The sequence below is a fragment of the Streptomyces sp. NRRL S-378 genome, assembly GCF_000720645.1.
GTDB lineage: Bacteria > Actinomycetota > Actinomycetes > Streptomycetales > Streptomycetaceae > Streptomyces.
This window is the reverse complement of the sequence record NZ_JOBX01000041.1, coordinates 14,835-30,129: the sequence shown is the minus strand read 5'-3', so window position 1 is coordinate 30,129 and position 15,295 is coordinate 14,835. Positions and strand designations below refer to the sequence as shown.

15 protein-coding genes and 1 pseudogene are annotated in these 15,295 nt (G+C 70.4%); 11 read left to right on the top strand and 5 right to left on the bottom strand.

Going from position 1 to position 15,295, the window contains the following annotated elements; translation table 11 throughout:
* Positions 1-26: 26 nt before the first annotated feature.
* Positions 27-257 (bottom strand): annotated as a pseudogene (locus IH80_RS47205) (2'-5' RNA ligase family protein); the annotation flags it as partial.
* Positions 258-659: 402 nt separating this feature from the next.
* On the opposite strand from IH80_RS47205, the gene IH80_RS0125770 reads away from it, so the two are divergent.
* The 7 genes from IH80_RS0125770 (at position 660) to IH80_RS0125750 (ending at position 5,308) form a co-directional block, all read left to right on the top strand.
* Positions 660-2,162, top strand: a complete 1,503-nt coding sequence (locus tag IH80_RS0125770; protein ID WP_030963654.1) for a hypothetical protein — start codon at positions 660-662, stop codon at positions 2,160-2,162.
* Positions 2,163-2,464: 302 nt separating this feature from the next.
* A complete protein-coding gene (locus IH80_RS39705) occupies positions 2,465-3,100 on the top strand; it encodes a DUF4241 domain-containing protein (protein WP_158943612.1) in 636 nt (211 codons plus the stop codon).
* Positions 3,101-3,178: 78 nt separating this feature from the next.
* A complete protein-coding gene (locus IH80_RS47420; RefSeq protein WP_420708858.1) occupies positions 3,179-3,319 on the top strand; it encodes a hypothetical protein in 141 nt (46 codons plus the stop codon).
* Between the two features lie 50 nt (positions 3,320-3,369).
* A complete protein-coding gene (locus IH80_RS44910) occupies positions 3,370-3,702 on the top strand; it encodes a hypothetical protein (RefSeq protein WP_158943610.1) in 333 nt (110 codons plus the stop codon).
* Positions 3,636-3,824, top strand: a complete 189-nt coding sequence (locus tag IH80_RS43995; protein WP_107056901.1) for a transposase — start codon at positions 3,636-3,638, stop codon at positions 3,822-3,824. Before IH80_RS44910 ends, IH80_RS43995 begins: the two co-directional genes overlap by 67 nt.
* 32 nt (positions 3,825-3,856) lie before the next feature.
* Positions 3,857-4,438, top strand: a complete 582-nt coding sequence (locus IH80_RS0125755) for a hypothetical protein (protein ID WP_030963651.1) — start codon at positions 3,857-3,859, stop codon at positions 4,436-4,438.
* Positions 4,439-4,843: 405 nt separating this feature from the next.
* Positions 4,844-5,308, top strand: coding sequence for an LIC_13387 family protein (locus IH80_RS0125750; protein ID WP_234432384.1), 465 nt, complete (start codon positions 4,844-4,846; stop codon positions 5,306-5,308).
* Between the two features lie 400 nt (positions 5,309-5,708).
* Here IH80_RS0125750 and IH80_RS0125740 read toward each other — a convergent pair whose 3' ends face one another.
* The gene (locus IH80_RS0125740) at positions 5,709-6,434 is read right to left on the bottom strand and encodes a dienelactone hydrolase family protein (RefSeq protein WP_030963647.1); all 726 of its coding nucleotides are present in this window, start codon (positions 6,432-6,434) and stop codon (positions 5,709-5,711) included.
* A 196-nt stretch (positions 6,435-6,630) separates the two neighbouring features.
* Positions 6,631-7,041, bottom strand: coding sequence for a RidA family protein (locus IH80_RS0125735; protein WP_030963646.1), 411 nt, complete (start codon positions 7,039-7,041; stop codon positions 6,631-6,633).
* Between the two features lie 443 nt (positions 7,042-7,484).
* Here IH80_RS0125735 and IH80_RS0125730 point away from each other — a divergent pair, with 443 nt between their 5' ends.
* Both IH80_RS0125730 and IH80_RS0125725 read left to right on the top strand, forming a co-directional pair.
* A complete protein-coding gene (locus IH80_RS0125730; protein ID WP_078906745.1) occupies positions 7,485-8,060 on the top strand; it encodes an Imm21 family immunity protein in 576 nt (191 codons plus the stop codon).
* A gap of 242 nt (positions 8,061-8,302) precedes the next feature.
* On the top strand, positions 8,303-9,997 hold the full coding sequence (locus IH80_RS0125725) for an alkaline phosphatase D family protein (protein ID WP_030963644.1): 1,695 nt from the start codon (positions 8,303-8,305) through the stop codon (positions 9,995-9,997).
* 319 nt (positions 9,998-10,316) lie between these two features.
* Here the strand turns inward: IH80_RS0125725 and IH80_RS0125720 are convergent, their stop codons facing one another.
* A complete protein-coding gene (locus IH80_RS0125720; protein WP_030963641.1) occupies positions 10,317-12,179 on the bottom strand; it encodes a hypothetical protein in 1,863 nt (620 codons plus the stop codon).
* Between the two features lie 415 nt (positions 12,180-12,594).
* On the opposite strand from IH80_RS0125720, the gene IH80_RS0125715 reads away from it, so the two are divergent.
* Together IH80_RS0125715 and IH80_RS0125710 are read left to right on the top strand one after the other, a co-directional pair.
* Positions 12,595-12,966 (top strand): hypothetical protein, encoded by a 372-nt coding sequence (locus IH80_RS0125715; RefSeq protein ID WP_030963640.1) that lies wholly within the window; start codon positions 12,595-12,597, stop codon positions 12,964-12,966.
* 195 nt (positions 12,967-13,161) lie between these two features.
* Positions 13,162-13,521: an ArsR/SmtB family transcription factor gene (locus IH80_RS0125710; protein ID WP_030963639.1), complete on the top strand. Its 360-nt coding sequence runs from the start codon at positions 13,162-13,164 to the stop codon at positions 13,519-13,521.
* Between the two features lie 134 nt (positions 13,522-13,655).
* Here IH80_RS0125710 and IH80_RS0125705 read toward each other — a convergent pair whose 3' ends face one another.
* Positions 13,656-15,263, bottom strand: coding sequence for a phospholipase (locus IH80_RS0125705; protein WP_030963638.1), 1,608 nt, complete (start codon positions 15,261-15,263; stop codon positions 13,656-13,658).
* Between the last annotated feature and the right edge of the window lie 32 nt (positions 15,264-15,295).

Below are 15,295 nucleotides of genomic sequence, written 5' to 3'. Positions count from 1 at the left end.
CGCCCACACCTCTCGAACTGCAGGTCAAAGGCCTGGTAATGGCTGCCCAGCACGTCCGCGAGCGCGGAGTGGACGAGCGAATCTGTGCGGCTCTCATCGAGGAACGGGAAGAGCACGGTGACGTGGGCTGGAATCCCGGCCTGGGCTGAGGGGTCGAGCCGTTCACGCCACCCGCGGACGGACGGCTCCGCCTCCGGGATCCGGACGATGAGCCCCGTCTGGCCCGCATGAAACGTACTGGCGCTGCCATCTGCCATGACACCGCATGGTGTCAGCTCTGTCGCAGACAGCACGTCTCCTTTTCCGCCGAACGATCACGACCGCTGTCCGAACATCCAGAATGTCGATGATCACTGGACGCCGCCGGAACCCATGAACAAATTCTGTCGGTTGACGGGTTCTGGCTCGCTTTCCGTGATGCGCGCACGCTAAGTGACGGCTGACGCTCCGATCAGGCTCTGGGTGGCTCTGTTGGTCAGCAGCGAGAGCGTTCATACCCAAGGGCAGGAACACCCCGTAGACAAGGCAGACGATGTAGCCGAGTTTCAGCAACGCCCGGTTGCTTGACTCGGCCCTGATGTTGTGCGTTCCCGTGGCTGCGTGCCGCGGCTGGTCATCGTATGCACGACGGGCAAGGGATGGGGTGGCAGGATGACGCGGTGTCCGACTCTCTCCGTGAACTGTGGCTGCGCGGCATCGCCTTCAATCCGGCGGCGCCCTCCGATGTACTGATACGCCTGCTGGATCGAGCGGCCGGTGAGGCCGGCCAGCTGATGTGTGAGGGCCGTGACCTGCCCGCTGCCGTCATCGCCGCAGCCTTGCGGCACCCGGCCATGGCGATCCGCGGCCGACTCGCCCGCAACCAGCACGTCGACCCCGCACAACTCGCCCCCCTGGCAACCGACCCGTCGGGGATCATCCGCGCTGGGCTTGCCGGAGGGTCCCGCTACCCTCGGCCCCGACGGGTCCGACCGCTGCCGGACGACATCCTCGTCACCTTCATGACCGCCCAGGACGGGGGCGAGGACGGCATGCTCACCGAGCACGAGATCGTCCAGGAGCTCAGTTCCTCTCGGCAGATCCCTCTGTCCTTCTACCGCGCCATGGCCGGGCACGACCACCCCGAAATCCGCAAACGCGCCACCTGGGGGTGGCAGTCACTCACCCCTGCGCAGCGGGAGGCCCTGCTCGACGACCCCGACCCCGCCGTACGGGAAGCGGCGCAGGAGAGCGGCTGGGAGCTGGACCCGGAAGCGGTGGAGGCCAAGCTGCCGTCCATCGGCTCGCACAGCAAGTCGTTCGTGCTCGGCACGTGCGCCCTGTCCCCCGCACTCGTCGAGCAGTGCTTCGCGGACGACAGGGTGCACCCCCTGACCTGGAACCGCCACACCCCGGCCGACGCCGTCGCCCGGCTCGCCCGCCACCCCGAGGCGAAGGTCCGCGAGATGATCGCCGCCCGGCCCGATGTGGGACCAGACCTGGTCACCGAGCTGAGGGAGGACCCGGACGAGGACGTGCGGATGCGCGCACGCCTCCACCCCTTCCCCCGCACCTGGGCCGAGTACCGGGCGATCAACCGGGTCATCGGGCATGGTCCGGACTGCACCTGCCCGATCACCGAGCCGGACTCCGAGCCGTCCCCCGACTGGTTCGCCGCGTGCGCGGCGTCCGGAGAACCGGTACTCCGCCGGGTTGCAGCGAGCTGGCCAGGCCTGCCCGCAAAACTTGTCGAGACACTCGCACGGGACGACGACGAGGAGGTACGGATCCGGCTCGCCTGCCTCCACCCGCTGGCTCCGCCCCACCTCCTCCTGGACGTCTTCGTCACCCGCCCAGCCCACCGACCGCACCTGCTGACCCTGCCCGCGTTCCCCCGCACCGGCCTGACCCACCTCATCGGCCACCCAGACCCCCAGGTACGCGCCCTGGCCGCAGCCGATCCCACCCTGCCCCAACCCCCCGTGCAAGACACCGACGAGTCGGTGCGCCGGGCGGCCGCCGCCAATCCGATCCTGACGCCCGAAGTCCTGGAGGCCCTCCTCCCCGACCCCCGCACCGCAGAGGGCGCTGCGGCCAACCCATCCCTTCCCGTCCCCCGCATGCACGCGCTCCTCGACCACTGCCTGAACAGCGCTACCCTCCCGCCGGCGGCGGGATGCTGAGAAACGATGCCCGCGTAGCGGTCACAGGCAGGGCAACCTGCGCCCGCCATTGGTCGACGCCGACGTGTCAAACAGGCGTTCCAAGTCTCGGTTCTGGCACAGATCTTGGGGACGATCACGGATTGCGACGATGCAAGAAGTGCCGATGTCAGCGGGCCCACGTAGCTTTCGGTTGACCGCCCGGCCGGGTGGCGAGGAGGGAGTGAGACATGGAGTGGGTCAGGGACGCGCGGCTGGCAGCCGGCCCTGAGGCCACCTGGTACTTGGAGGCGGCTTTCAGACCCGGTGCTCACCTTGGGACGGTGTACGACGATCCGACGACGCCGGTAGTCGTGACGGGCATCGAGGAGCTGACGACGATTCGCGTACCGAGCGGCCGGCTCGTCGTCGATGCGCCATGGCACGACGACCAGGTCTGGGAGTACCAGAGGGGGCTGCCGACCAGGCCCCCGCGGGAGCTGGCGGTGCGCATTCCCCCGGGCGTCTACCGGGTAGAGATCGCGTGGACGGCGGGCCCGTACGAGTTCATGGGCGAGCACGTCGACGGCGTTGAGTGCGCCGCAACGCGCCTGTGTATCAGCGACGACCCTGTCGTCGGATGGGAGATGGGCCTGAGTGTCGAGGACGACATCGCCCGGCTTCAGCCGGGCGAGGAGCCCCGCTTCTTCTCCGATGCCAATGTCGGCTGCTTCGCCGACGCAGGCGCGTGGACGACCTTGTCCGCACCGTTTCGCACGTTCATAGACGACGGGGTTCCTGCACCGCGCGACTCCGAGGAGTTGGCTGACGGGTGCGAACGGGTACGCGACGAGTCGCAGCGAGCCGATTTGGTCACGTTCGGGGCCGAGTCGGGCGGCGTCGTCTGGTTGGGCCGCACGAAGACCGGCGATGTGGCGGCGATCGTCGTCACCAGCGGCATGCCCGATGCCAAAGCATGACGTCGCTGCCGCCTCTCCCTGGCTGCAAGTCGCACTGCCGGACGTGGCGGCTCGCCTTCACTTGGCGAATCAACCCGGGTGCACAGCTCTTACCTGCGGTTTCCTGCGGACGTGCCGAGCGGGGGACGTCTGGTGGTCCTGCAACTGCGAGTCCGGCGGTTCTTCTGTCCGGAGCCTTCGTGCGCGCGGCGGACGTTCTCTGAGCAGATGCCGGGCTGACCCTGCGGCATAGCCGGTGGACGGAGCGGTTGCGGTCGACTCTCGCCGCGGTGGGTCTCGCCCTCGCCGGCCGGGCCGGCGCCCGGATGGCACGGGCCTTCGGGGTGTCCATCAGCCGCAGCGCGGTGTTGCGGCTGCTCGATGCATTGCCCGAACCCGAAGTCCCGGCCCCGCGGGTGATGGGGGTTGATGAGTACGCCACACGCAAAGGACGGGACTACGGCACGGTGCTCGTCGACGTCGAGAATCGCCGGCCGGTGGATCTGCTGCCTGACCGGGAGGCGTCCAGTGGCTCGACGCCGTCCGTCAGGACGGCCTGCCCAGCCTCCATACTCTCGCGGCCGGCATCGACCGCGACCGCGACGCGGTCATCGCCGGCCTGACCCTGCCCTGGAACTCTGGAGTCGTTGAGGGCCACGTCAACCGGATCAAGATGCTCAAGCGCCAGATGTTCGGCCGGGCCGGCTTCGCACTGCTCCGCAAGCGAGTCCTGTTGGCTCACTGATCGATGTCAGATGCGCGCGATAGCTTCCCCACATGGGCGTCTATCTGGTGAGCGTCGGCGCGGAGGAATGGTTCGGTGACGAGGAGGACGGATGGGGTGGAGTTGCTTCGGCGCTCAATGCTGAACTCAGGCGGCGGGGCATGCCGCCCTACGAGGACGTCCCCGCAGAGACGGAGTTCGCACCTGGCTCAGGGCAAGCTTTCGAGGAAAAGCTGACCCCCGATATGACCGGGTTCCTCGCCTTGTGTCAGACGCACCTGTCACGAGAGGAATCGGAGATCCTCTGCGGCTGGACCGTGCTCGTGCCCGTATCGCTCGATGAGGAGATCTGGTTGCCCATCGAGGCCGACGACCACGAGTCCATGGTGGCCGGCGCTCCTCAGGTACTACCGCTCGCCGAGAGGCTGGCGGCAGCCATCGATCTGCCAGCCGAAACCCCGGCGACATGCGACAACCTTGACCTGAGCACGTGGTTCAGGCACCGAGCAACGGAACAGGCCACTACTCGAACAGGCCCGTGGACCAAGGACCTGGACACAGCCTTCTACGTCGCGCTGTTCCTTCGCGCTACACAGCACTCGATCCGGCGCGGCTGCCCCATCGTCTGCACCTGAGGCTCCCCTTCGGTTCCACTGGTCTCCCAGCGAACATCACCCACCGTGCACGTGTCACGGAAAGCGAGCCAGAACCGGTTGAGGTGTACGAAGCCCCAGCCTCGATCGGTGCCCTGACGCTGGCAGTCACGAAGGACATGGGCTGCCCGGCGCCACCGTCCACTGCCTGGACGGTGACAACTGGCTCCACGAGCGGGCCCGGGGGGCGCAGGGCACCCCAGGCGCCACCCCCAGGAGAGCGTCCCGTACATACGGACAACGATCGCCGGGATCAGCCGTGGGCGGTCGAATCCGGTGTGCGAGCTGCAGCCGCCCCCACCCACACGCCTCTACATGTGTAGAGTGCGGGCAGCAGCACCCTCTACCGATGTAGAGGGTCGCCTCGTTCGACTTCAAGGAGCCACGGTGAGCGCGATCGTCACACCCGCCCTCGAGCGCAAGCCCCAGCCCGAGCCACTGCGACCCTTCAGAGTCGGGGCCGGCGGCTTCCTCCTGCTGGGCACGGGCCACCTCGCCCTGGCGGCCGCGACGGCGCTGGGCGACCCCACCCCCCAACAGCAAGCCTCCTCGGCAGCCATGCGGGAGTCGAGCGTGACCCTGCTCGGCCTGGAACGCTGCACCCTCGACATCGTCCAGGGAATGAGCCTCGCCATGGCCCTGTTCGTCATCGCGTGCGGGCTCCTCTGCCTCACCGCCGTCCGGCACGCCCCGGAACTGGTCGAACGGCGCACCGCCTTCGGGTGGATCCCCCTCATCGGCTCACTGGTGGGCCTGGCGATATCCCTCCTGCTCCTGCCCATGCCGCCGATCGTCGTCCTCACCGTCACCAGTTGCGCCTTCGCCCTGTCCTTGCGCCGGGCGACGCCCTGATCCGGTCACGGCGGGGCGTGGGCCGCACGCCCCGCCGGTCGGCCCGGCCACCCCGCCGCACCGGCCGGGCAACCGCGTACACCACCCCGACGTCCCATACGAGCACGTGGAGGCCGAGGGACGCCCGCTGGGGCGGTGGCTGTCGAATCAGCGGCGGCCCGAACGTACCGGTGCCATGGCCTGCGAGCAGGCGGCCAGCGCCCCGGCCGGCTCCACAAGGCCGACCGGGGCGCAAGACCGGGCAGGCGCAGGGCAGGGCAGGGCAGGGCAGGCGTAGGGTTCCCGGCCGCCGGCGTCCCCCGCCCGCTGCGTGACCCGGACCCGCCGGAGCTGGACGAGGACCAGGACGAGGACGAGCACGAGGACGGCGGGCATGAGCGGGCGTCAGTGGCCGACCACATCACTGCGTTACGGGTAGGCACTCGGCGAGCAGGTCGACGATGTCGCGCCAAGCTCGCTGTGCGTGCCGCGGGTGGTAGCCGACACCGGGGGGCGCGGCGTGGTCGACCGGTGGGTGATGGAAGGCGTGCAAGGCTCCGCCGTAGACCGTGAGGCGCCAGTCGACGCCTGCGGCCTGCATCTCGGCAGCGAATGCGTCCCGTTGCGAGGACGGCATGATCGGGTCTTCCGAACCGACTCCGGCCCACACCGGGCAGCGAATGCGTGCCGCCTCGTCCGGTCGCCCCGTGGTCAGTGCATTGACCGTCCCGATCGCGCGCAGGTCGACGCCGTCGCGCCCGAGTTCCAACGCGATGGCGCCCCCGGTGCCGTAACCGATAGCCGCAACGCGGTCGAGGTCGACCCGCGATTCGGCGCGCAACACGTCAAGGGCCGCGTGGCCGATGCACCGCATCCGGTCGGGATCGGCGAGCAGCGGCATGCAACGGGCCAGCATCTCCTCGGGATCGCTCACATAGCGCCCGCCATGCAGGTCGAAGGCCAGTGCCACGTAACCCAGCTCGGCCAGGGCCTCGGCCCGGCGGCGCTCGACGTGGCTGAGTCCCATCCCCTCGGGTCCGATCAGGACTGCGGGCCGGCGATCGGCACCGGCCGGGAGTGCGAGGTGCCCGATCATCGCCAGGTGGTCGGCTGGATACTCCACTGCACGCGTGGTGACCGTCGTCATGCGACGGAACTGTAGTGACCGTCAGGTTCGCCCGGACGGGTGTTCACCTCTGGCGGACCTCGTCTGCAAGGGGGGCTCGACCGACCAGCAGCCGACCGCCCGGCAGAGCCTGTTCCTCGACGGGACCGGGATCGAGGAGCCGGTTGGCGAGCCGGCCCGTTCGCCCCGGCGTTCGACACCTTGGAGGCGACGAGACTCAGTCGGGCAGCGCCACGGTGAGGTCCACTTCGATGAGCTGCCCCGTGAAGCCGAGTTGCGCAACACCCAACAGCGTGCTGGCGGTGGTGAACGCCGGCCCGAGAGCCGAGTCGGTGAGCCGACGCCAAGCGACGCCCAGAACGTCTCTGTCGTCGCTCCGCACATAGATCACCGAGCGCACCACATGGTCCGGCCCGGCATCAACCGCAGCCAAGGCAGCGAGTGCGTTCACGACGACCTGGTCGACTTGCACCTCGAGCGATCCGGAACCGACGAGGGAACCACTCCGATCGAGAGGGCACTGCCCCGCCAGGTAGGCCGTACGGCCGGTCTCCACCACGGTGATGTGGTGATAGCCGGGAGTCTCATGCAGCTGCTCGGGGTTGATACGCGTGATCTTCGCCGTCATGCCTGCGAGTGTGACCGGCCTACCCGCCGGTGTGCACGCCATTTGTTCCGCCCAGTAACACTCGCGGCATCCGGAGGGTTGCAGAACGACCTCAGCGGCTCAGGTACGCGTCCTCGGGCCCTTCGGGGCCGGGGAGCGCGAGCCGAAGTTGTCGGGCGGGTTGAGGGAGACGAGCGCGGTTGAACCAGGGGGCCGCGGCGGCGGGGTCCTTCTGCTTCCGCAGAAAGGCGTTCTCGCACGGGTTCTGCGCCGCCCGTGGGAGCGGCCCGCAGAACCGGACAGGCTCACCCCCGCCCGGGACTCCATGCCGCGAAACTTGTATCTACCGACGGCCTGATCACCTGACGTGAGCAGCGCCGCTCGTCCGCGGTCGCTCCACGCATGGAAGCATCGTCAGTGTCGCGCGGGATGCGTGACTCGGAGAGAGCAGCGGGAGGTGCCCCGTGGGGGCCAATGTCGATGAACACGGGCGACCGTGGACGAATTCAGGTGGTGGACCGGTCATCGTGGTCCCGGCAGAGGCCGCCGAGCACTGGCGGGGGACGCTGCCTCCCGTGGGCGCCGAAGTTCCTGAGGAATGGACGTGGGGTGGTGCGAACGGCCCGGAGTGCGACTACGACCGGGCATGCGGTCCGCCGGTGTTCGAGGGAACGCCGTACGGTGGCTTCGGGTGGGTCGAGGTCCAGGGGAAGCCGGCCTTGATCCTGGACGGTGAGATCGTTACCCGGTTCGAGGGGGACAGCGAGGGCGGGGTCCTCGTGCGCAACCCGATCAGTGAAGCCCGTGCCGATCTGGAAAAGACTCTCGCAGATGGCTGGCGTTCCGTCGGAGTGGACAGCCTCTCGCTGACCGACGGCCGCCTTTTCATGTTCGATTCGGCTTTCGAAGGAGCCGCGGACCCGGCGCAGATTTCAGCGGATAACGGGGTGGGCGTGATCACACTGGGGGCCGGCCGCTGGCGGGTCGATTTTGCCACCACCGTGGACGAGGTGGATCTCGTCCGCTTCCGTCGCGTCTGAGCCTGGTGAAGGGACAGCGCCGACCACAGCTCCACCGCCAACCTGCCGTCGCGGCGCGTTGCCGGACGGCGGGCGGCGCTACGGTTCAGGCGCGGGCCGTCGCTGCCGACCCTCTGCTCTCCTGCCCGCCACGTCCGACGCGGGGCGGTCGGGCAGCACAACGGCGCCGCTTTCGCCGCCGTTCTCAGTACTGTACGGAGCGGCCGTTCCGTACCGTGCGGAGCACCGGAAGGGGACTCGCGATGGCCGGTCTGAGGCTGGGCCCGCTCCTGCGACACGTGGACTGGGAGTCGGGCACGAGCGCGACAGTGTGGGTCGAGGCCGACCGGGCCTGCACGGCGGAGGTCCGGTGCCCGGGCGGCGGCGGCGGTTCGGCGCCCACGTTCTGCGTCGCCGGCCACCACTACGCACTGGTGGTCGTGACCGGACTCGCCCCCGGGTCCGCCACGACGTACGAGGTACTGCTCGACGGCGAGCGGGTGTGGCCACTCGCCGACTCGACCCAGCCGCCCAGCACCATCCGCACGCCGCCGGTCCCGGCGACGGGCGCGGTGGTCGCCTTCGGCTCGTGCCGGTGGGCGGCGCCTGCCGTGGGCGAGCACGATCCGGTGGGCCCCGATGTCCTCGACACTCTCTCCGCCCGGCTCGCCGCCGACCCGGAGGCCGAGCGTCCGGACGTTCTCGTCCTCCTCGGCGACCAGGTGTACGCGGACGAGACGTCCGCCGACACCCGCGCGTGGATCGCCCGGCACCGGCGGGCCGCCGGCACCGGCTCCGCCGCCCCGCCGGACCAGGTCGCCGACTACGAGGAGTACGCCCGTCTCTACGACGAGTCCTGGGGCGACCCCGAGCTGCGCTGGCTGCTCTCGACCGTACCCAGCTGCATGATCTTCGACGACCACGACGTCATCGACGACTGGAACACCAGCGCCGCCTGGGTGGCCGACATGCGGGCAACGCCCTGGTGGCGCGAGCGGATCACCAGTGGCCTGATGTCGTACTGGGTCTACCAGCACCTCGGGAACCTCTCCCCCGCCGAGCTCGCCGACGACGAACTGTACGCGGCGGTACTGGCGGCCGACGACGGCACGGAGGTGCTGCGCGCGTTCACCGAACGCGCCGACGCCGACCCGACGACGGTCCGCTGGAGCTACCGCAGGGACTTCGGCCGCACCCGGCTGCTGATGGTCGACACCCGGGCCGCGCGGGTGCTGGAGGAGCAGCACCGGGCGATGCTGGACGCCGGGGAGGAGGCCTGGCTGCGGACGCAAGCGTTCGACGACCCCGGCGGCGTCGACCACCTGCTGATCGGAACCTCGCTCCCGTGGCTGCTGCCCCCGATGGTCCACTTCGCGGAGGGTTGGCACGCGGTGCTCTGCCGGGGCGAACGCGGGCCGCGCTGGGCGCGCTTCGGTGAATGGCTGCGCCGACGGGCAGACCTGGAGCACTGGGCGGCGTTCACCTCGTCGTTCGAAAGGCTGACGGAGACGGTCGCCGAGGTGGGGAGGGCCGACGCCGCCCCGGCGACGGTGTGCGTGCTCTCCGGAGACGTACACCACGCGTATGTGGCGGAGCCCGTCTGGACCACCGGACAGCAGCCGCGCTCCCGCGTCTTCCAGTTCACCTGCTCACCGCTGCACAACTCGGTGCCCGCAGCCATACGGGCCGGATTCCGCTTCGGCTGGAGCCGGTTCGCCAAGGGGATCGGACATCTCCTCGCCCGTCACGGACGGGTCGCGAGACCGGTGATCCGGTGGGAGCGCACCGGCGGACCGTGGTTCGGCAACCAGTTGATGACGCTGACACTGCGCGGCCGTACCGCGCGGCTGCGACTGGAGAAGGCCTCGTCGGGTGCCAAGCGGGGGCGCCGCGGGACCGACCGCGCGGGAGCGCGGCTCATCGGTGTCCACGACCGCAGTCTGACGGACGGAAGCTGACGCCCCGCCGGACCGCCCCCCATCGCTTCTTGGAGGTCCCGCGATCCGAAGGTGGCGCATGCGGGGCGCCACGGTTCCCGTCGCCGAGGCGGAGCGGCACGGCCTGTGCGGGTCGTGCTGCCACGAGGGCGCTCACGGCGCTCGCCCTGCGGCGGGCCGGGCCGGCGGCCGGGGCGGCGGAACACGTCCTCACAGGACTCGCCTCCCGGCGTCGGGGGAGCCATCCGCTCCACGGCTCGGCGTGTTCCATCGCACCTCTCCCCCACGGTGATCGCGCCCCGCACCGCCGGGACGTCCGCGACGGCGGCGGTGGGGTGGGTCAGTGGCTCTCGAGCAGACTCCGGGCCAGAGCGCGGAGTTCCTCGTCGGGGTGGACGTCGGAGAAGGGCATCGCGGGGAGCAGGCGCAGCGAGGAGAAGGCGAAGGAGCGCAGCACGGGGCGGAGTTCCTCGGGGACCCGGCCGATGGCGGCGAGGGCCTTGAGGGCGGAGAGCCCGACCGGGGTGGGGCCGATCAGCCCGGCGAGGACCGGGACGGCCCGCTCCGGGGATCCGGTGGCCGTGTGGTGGGCCTGGGCGGCTGCCATGCGGGTCCACTCGTAGCGGGCGGTCAGCAGCGGCTCGACGAGCGGCAGGAGTGGCGCGGCGGCGCTGCCGAGCGGCTGGAGGCTGCTCAGGTGCCAGTGGACCGGGCCCTGGGCGGCGAGCAGGCCCTGGAAGACGCGCAGCGCGGGGGCGGCATCACCGGTCAGGCGGTGGTGGGCCAGGGCGGCGGCGGCCCTGAGCGAGGGGTCGATGCTGTGCGTGGCCTCGTGGAGCAGGGCGGTGATCTCCGGGGTCACGACGCCGTTGAGCCCGATCTGCCGGGCGGCCACGACGGCCGCGCGGCGGGTGCGGAGGCAGTCGAGCAGTTCCGGCTGCGCCTGGCGCGCGGCGGCGCCGAATCCGGTCAGGGCACCGATCAGCTCGATGGCCTCGTTGCCCGTGGCGCCGGACGCCAGTGTGCGGCGGATCTCCGGTATCAGCCGGTCGGCCGCCCCGGGGCAGGACGAGGCGGCGGCTCTGAGGGTGTCCGGGCCGGGAGTGCGCAGCACCAGCTCCAGGGCGCGGGGGTCGCGTGAGCGCGCCAGGGCGAGGAGTGCGGGGGCGGCGCTCTCGTCGTCCGAGCGGGCGTACCGGTGGAGCGTGTCCCTGAGGTCCGTGCCGGGCTCGGGCAGGCGCTCGATCCACTGGCCGATCGTGGTGAGGCATTCGGCCCGGCCGCGGGCGTCCCTCTGGTGCGGGAGGGCGGCGAGCATCAGGTCCAGGACCTCGGGCTCCCGGTCGCGCCAGGTCTCGGCGATCTGGCGGCCGAGCCGGGATCCGCGCGATCCGAGGTCTCCGGAGGCGATCCAACGGGCGGCCACGGTGAGGCCTGCGGCGACGTCGCGGGTGAGCAGGTGGGTGAGCCGGTCGTCCGGTGAGGTGGTGCCCGCCCAGGGGAAGTCGTCCTCTCCCGGATCCGGATCGGCCCCGTCCTCGGCGAGGACGTCCACCAGCCGCTTCTCGTACGGGGCTCCGGACCGTTCGGCGGCGAGCACGGCAGCGGCCAGCCGGACTTCGCTGAACGGGCTGTCGAAGGCCTCGGTCCCGCGGCCCAGCCGGGCGAGGACGGCCAGGGCGTCCGCCCGTACGGCCGGCACGGGGTCGGCGGCGTACAGCTCGTCGACGCGGCGTCCGGCCGTGGCCCGGACCTCGGCCGGCAGCAGATCGGCCACGGCGGCGACCACGCGGAGCGCCGCCCGGCGCACCGGGCGCGCGGCGTCCGCCAGGCAGGGCAGCAACTGCGGCAGCAGCCGCACGAGTTCGGCGCATATCGCGGCGACGGGACGGCCTGGCCAGTGCGGGGACCCGGTGTCCTCCGGGTCGTGGTCGGCGAGGACGGCGAGCAGCATCAGCAGTTCGTCGCGTCTGCCGGGGACGTGCAGCACGGCGTGCGCGAGGAACGGCACGGCGGGTGCGGAGGCCGGATAGACGGTGCCCTGGTGGTGGATGTTGCCGTACAGCTCGTGGATCGCCTCGTCGACCGTGTCGGCGTCGTCCCCGTAGAGCGCCCTGATCAGTTCGGGTACGTCCTCGGCCGGTCCGTAGGCGTGGGTCAGGTCGTGCCACTGGACCTGGTCCAGTTCGGCCGGAGATCTCATGGCGGGCGCTCCTCAGCTGATCAGGTCCGCCGACCGTACCGATCACCACTGACAACGCCCCGCCGGTGATCGAGACCGGCTCCTGTCGGCCAAACACGCCAACCGGCCGGGTCCGGGGCGTCCTTGTCGTAGCGCAGGCGCGCCGTCGGCGCACCGACCGGTGCTGAGCTGCAGGGATCCGCCGCTCCGGGCCGCGCGGCCACCGGGCGGAACGCTCGGGTCCGGTGCCGACTCCCCGGTGTTTTCCGGCAGTCGGGTGATCGCGGGCCCGCACTTTAGCGGATGGAGGTCCATATCCTCCCCGAATACCTGATGTTCGCCACGTCCCCGGTATCCGGCGCGTAGCGTCCCTCCCGTCCAACCCGGCCGGAGGCGCGAAGCCGGCCAGGGTCGTGAGAAACGAGAGGCTGCAACGATGAACGTAGAGACGTCCCTGAAAGAGGCCATGACCTCCATCGAGGGGAGCGTGGGAGCGGCACTGGTCGACTACACGAGCGGCATGGCTCTCGGCACGCTGGGGGGCAGCAAGGACCTCGACCTGACGGTCGCGGCCGCGGGGAACACCGATGTGATCCGGGCGAAGACCCGCACCATGGAAATGCTGGGCCTCAAGGAGGACATCGAGGACGTACTGATCACCCTCGGCAACCAGTACCACCTGATCCGGCTGCTCAAGGGGCGCGGGGGCAACGGTCTGTTCCTCTACATCGTCCTGGACAAGGCCAAGTCCAACCTGGCCATGGCCCGTCACCAGCTCAAGCGCATCGAAGCCGACCTGGAACTTTAGCCGCTTTCCTGTACCCCGTTTCCTTTGCCCACGAATTGAAGAAATCTTCAACTCGGCACATCCGAATGCCGTCACCGGTCGTTCGGTCGGGGCCGGGGTACAGGAGAATGGCTGGTCATGGTCACCGGGGGCGGGCCCGGCAGTACCGACGCCGTCCCCGTCCATTGGTCAGAACCCGGGTAGGAGCGTTGCCACATGCAGGTCCCGCTGTACCAGGCCAAGGCGGAGTTCTTCCGGATGCTCGGGCACCCCGTCCGCATCCGCGTACTCGAGCTGCTTCAGAACGGCCCCGTACCCGTGCGCGAGCTGCTGAACGAGATCGAGATCGAACCGTCGAATCTCTCGCAACAACTCGCGGTACTGCGCCGATCCGGCATTGTGATCTCCATACGCGACGGCTCGACGGTCAGTTACGCCCTCGCCGGTGGCGATGTGGCGGAACTCCTGCGGGCCGCTCGCCGCATCCTCACCGAACTGCTGGTCGGGCAGAGCGAGTTGCTCGCCGAGTTGCGGCACGCCGACACCTCGGTCCACACCGGGTCTCACCCGATGTAGCCGCCCGTCGGTGAAGGGCGCTCCGCCCGGCCGGAGAGGCCGGGACGGAGCGCACGGGTCGGGACGGAACGCACACGTCGGGGCGGAGTGCACGGGTCGGGGCGGTGGGTGGTGGGGCGGGGTGGCGCCGGCCGTCAGCCCTGGCAGAGTCCGCGGGCGTAGTCGTACGTCGCGGTGGCCTGCGAGTAGCGCCACTGCGGGTCCAGCAGATCGCTCGTGAGCTGTCCGGCCGCGGCCGGGCTCTCGACGATGTAGCCGAAGTCCTGCAGCCAGGACGGGTACAGGTTCTTCGAGCCGATGTAGAAGGCCGATCCGTCCACGGAGACCAGCTTGTGGTGCTGGGCGTACGGCTTTCCGTCCGCCCAGGTCGGCCGGTCGGACGCGCGGAACGTGGCCAGCTGCAGGTTCTCGCAGAGAGCCGTCCGCGCCCGTCCGCCGTCACCGGTCAGGGCCGTCACCCGGCCGCGCAGGGCGTCGCTCACCTCGGAGAGCGACTTGGTCTGCGAGTAGCCGCCGCTGCCGATGGTTCCGCGGTTCGCCGGGTCGCTCACGACGATGCGGACCTTCACGCCGGAGACGAGCTTCGCGGCGAGGGCGTCGTAGAGGCGTACGTCGTAGCGGGGCAGGGGCGGGCAGGTGGCGTGCACGTCCTGCTGGGAGATCTCGATGTGCGAGGTCGCGCTGGAGACGAGGGCGCGCAGGGCGCTCTCCTCCGGGTTGACGGTGTCGTAGTCCCGGTCGTTGTTGGTCTTGTCGGGCACCCCGATGCCGCACTTGGTGTCACCTGCCGTGGGCAGGACGGGGCGGAAGGACGAGGTGGGGTCGTTCTGGCGGATACCGACGCCGAGGCCGCCGACGGCCAGCGCGGGCACGTTCCCGCCGCCCGCGGGAGAGGCGGGCCGCGGCAGGGTGGGCATGCAGTCCGCGCCGGGCGAGGCCGCGAACCAGACCGAGCTCCAGCTGGTCCTGTTGCGGCAGGTCCAGTCCCACAGGGAGTCCAGGTAGCGGCCCGCGGAGCCGGCGGCGGGCCCGGACAGCGCGAGGTCGACGTCGCTGACCGGGTGGGTCGTGTCGAGGTAGTCGTCCTTCCAGCTGTTGATGCCGCCGGTGATCACCGAACCGCCGTCCACCACGATCAGCTTGGAGTGGTTCCAGGAGAAGGAGGTCTTCGAGGTGGTCATCGAGGCCACGTTGAGGGTGATGTTGGCCGCGGCGGCGGGGCCGAGCTTCGCGAGCAGCTCGTCCCGGTAGGACGAGGGGATGACCGTGGAGTGGTAGATGGGCGCGGCGCCCACCATGATGCGCACCTTCAGCCGGTTGCCCTTCTGGGCGGACTCCTTCAGGCCCGCGACGATCGCGTCCTGGTAGCCGCCGTTCGGAAAGGGTGCCAGCGTCGATATGTCGACGGTCTCACGGGCGCCGGCGATGTCCTGGCGCATCTTGTCCAGGAGCCGGCGCGATCCGGGCCGGTCGGTGCAGGCGGCGTCGCCCCAGCAGCCGGGGGTCTGGAGCAGCCAGTCGGCGCCGCCGGGAGTGGAGGAGCCGAGGCGGTTTCCAGAGGTGCGCTCCCAGACCGAGCCCTCCAGGCCCGGCGAGACCTGGCGCAGGGTCTGCTCGATCGAGTCCAGGTGCGGGGTGGGCGCCTCCGCCGCGTGGGCGGGGGCGGCGGCGCCGAGGAGGGAGATGCCGAGTGCGAGGGCCGTGGTGGAGACGAGGGCCGTCGTACGGACGGTGCGTGCCAATGTGGTTCCTTGACTGGGGGGTGGCTCGGGCC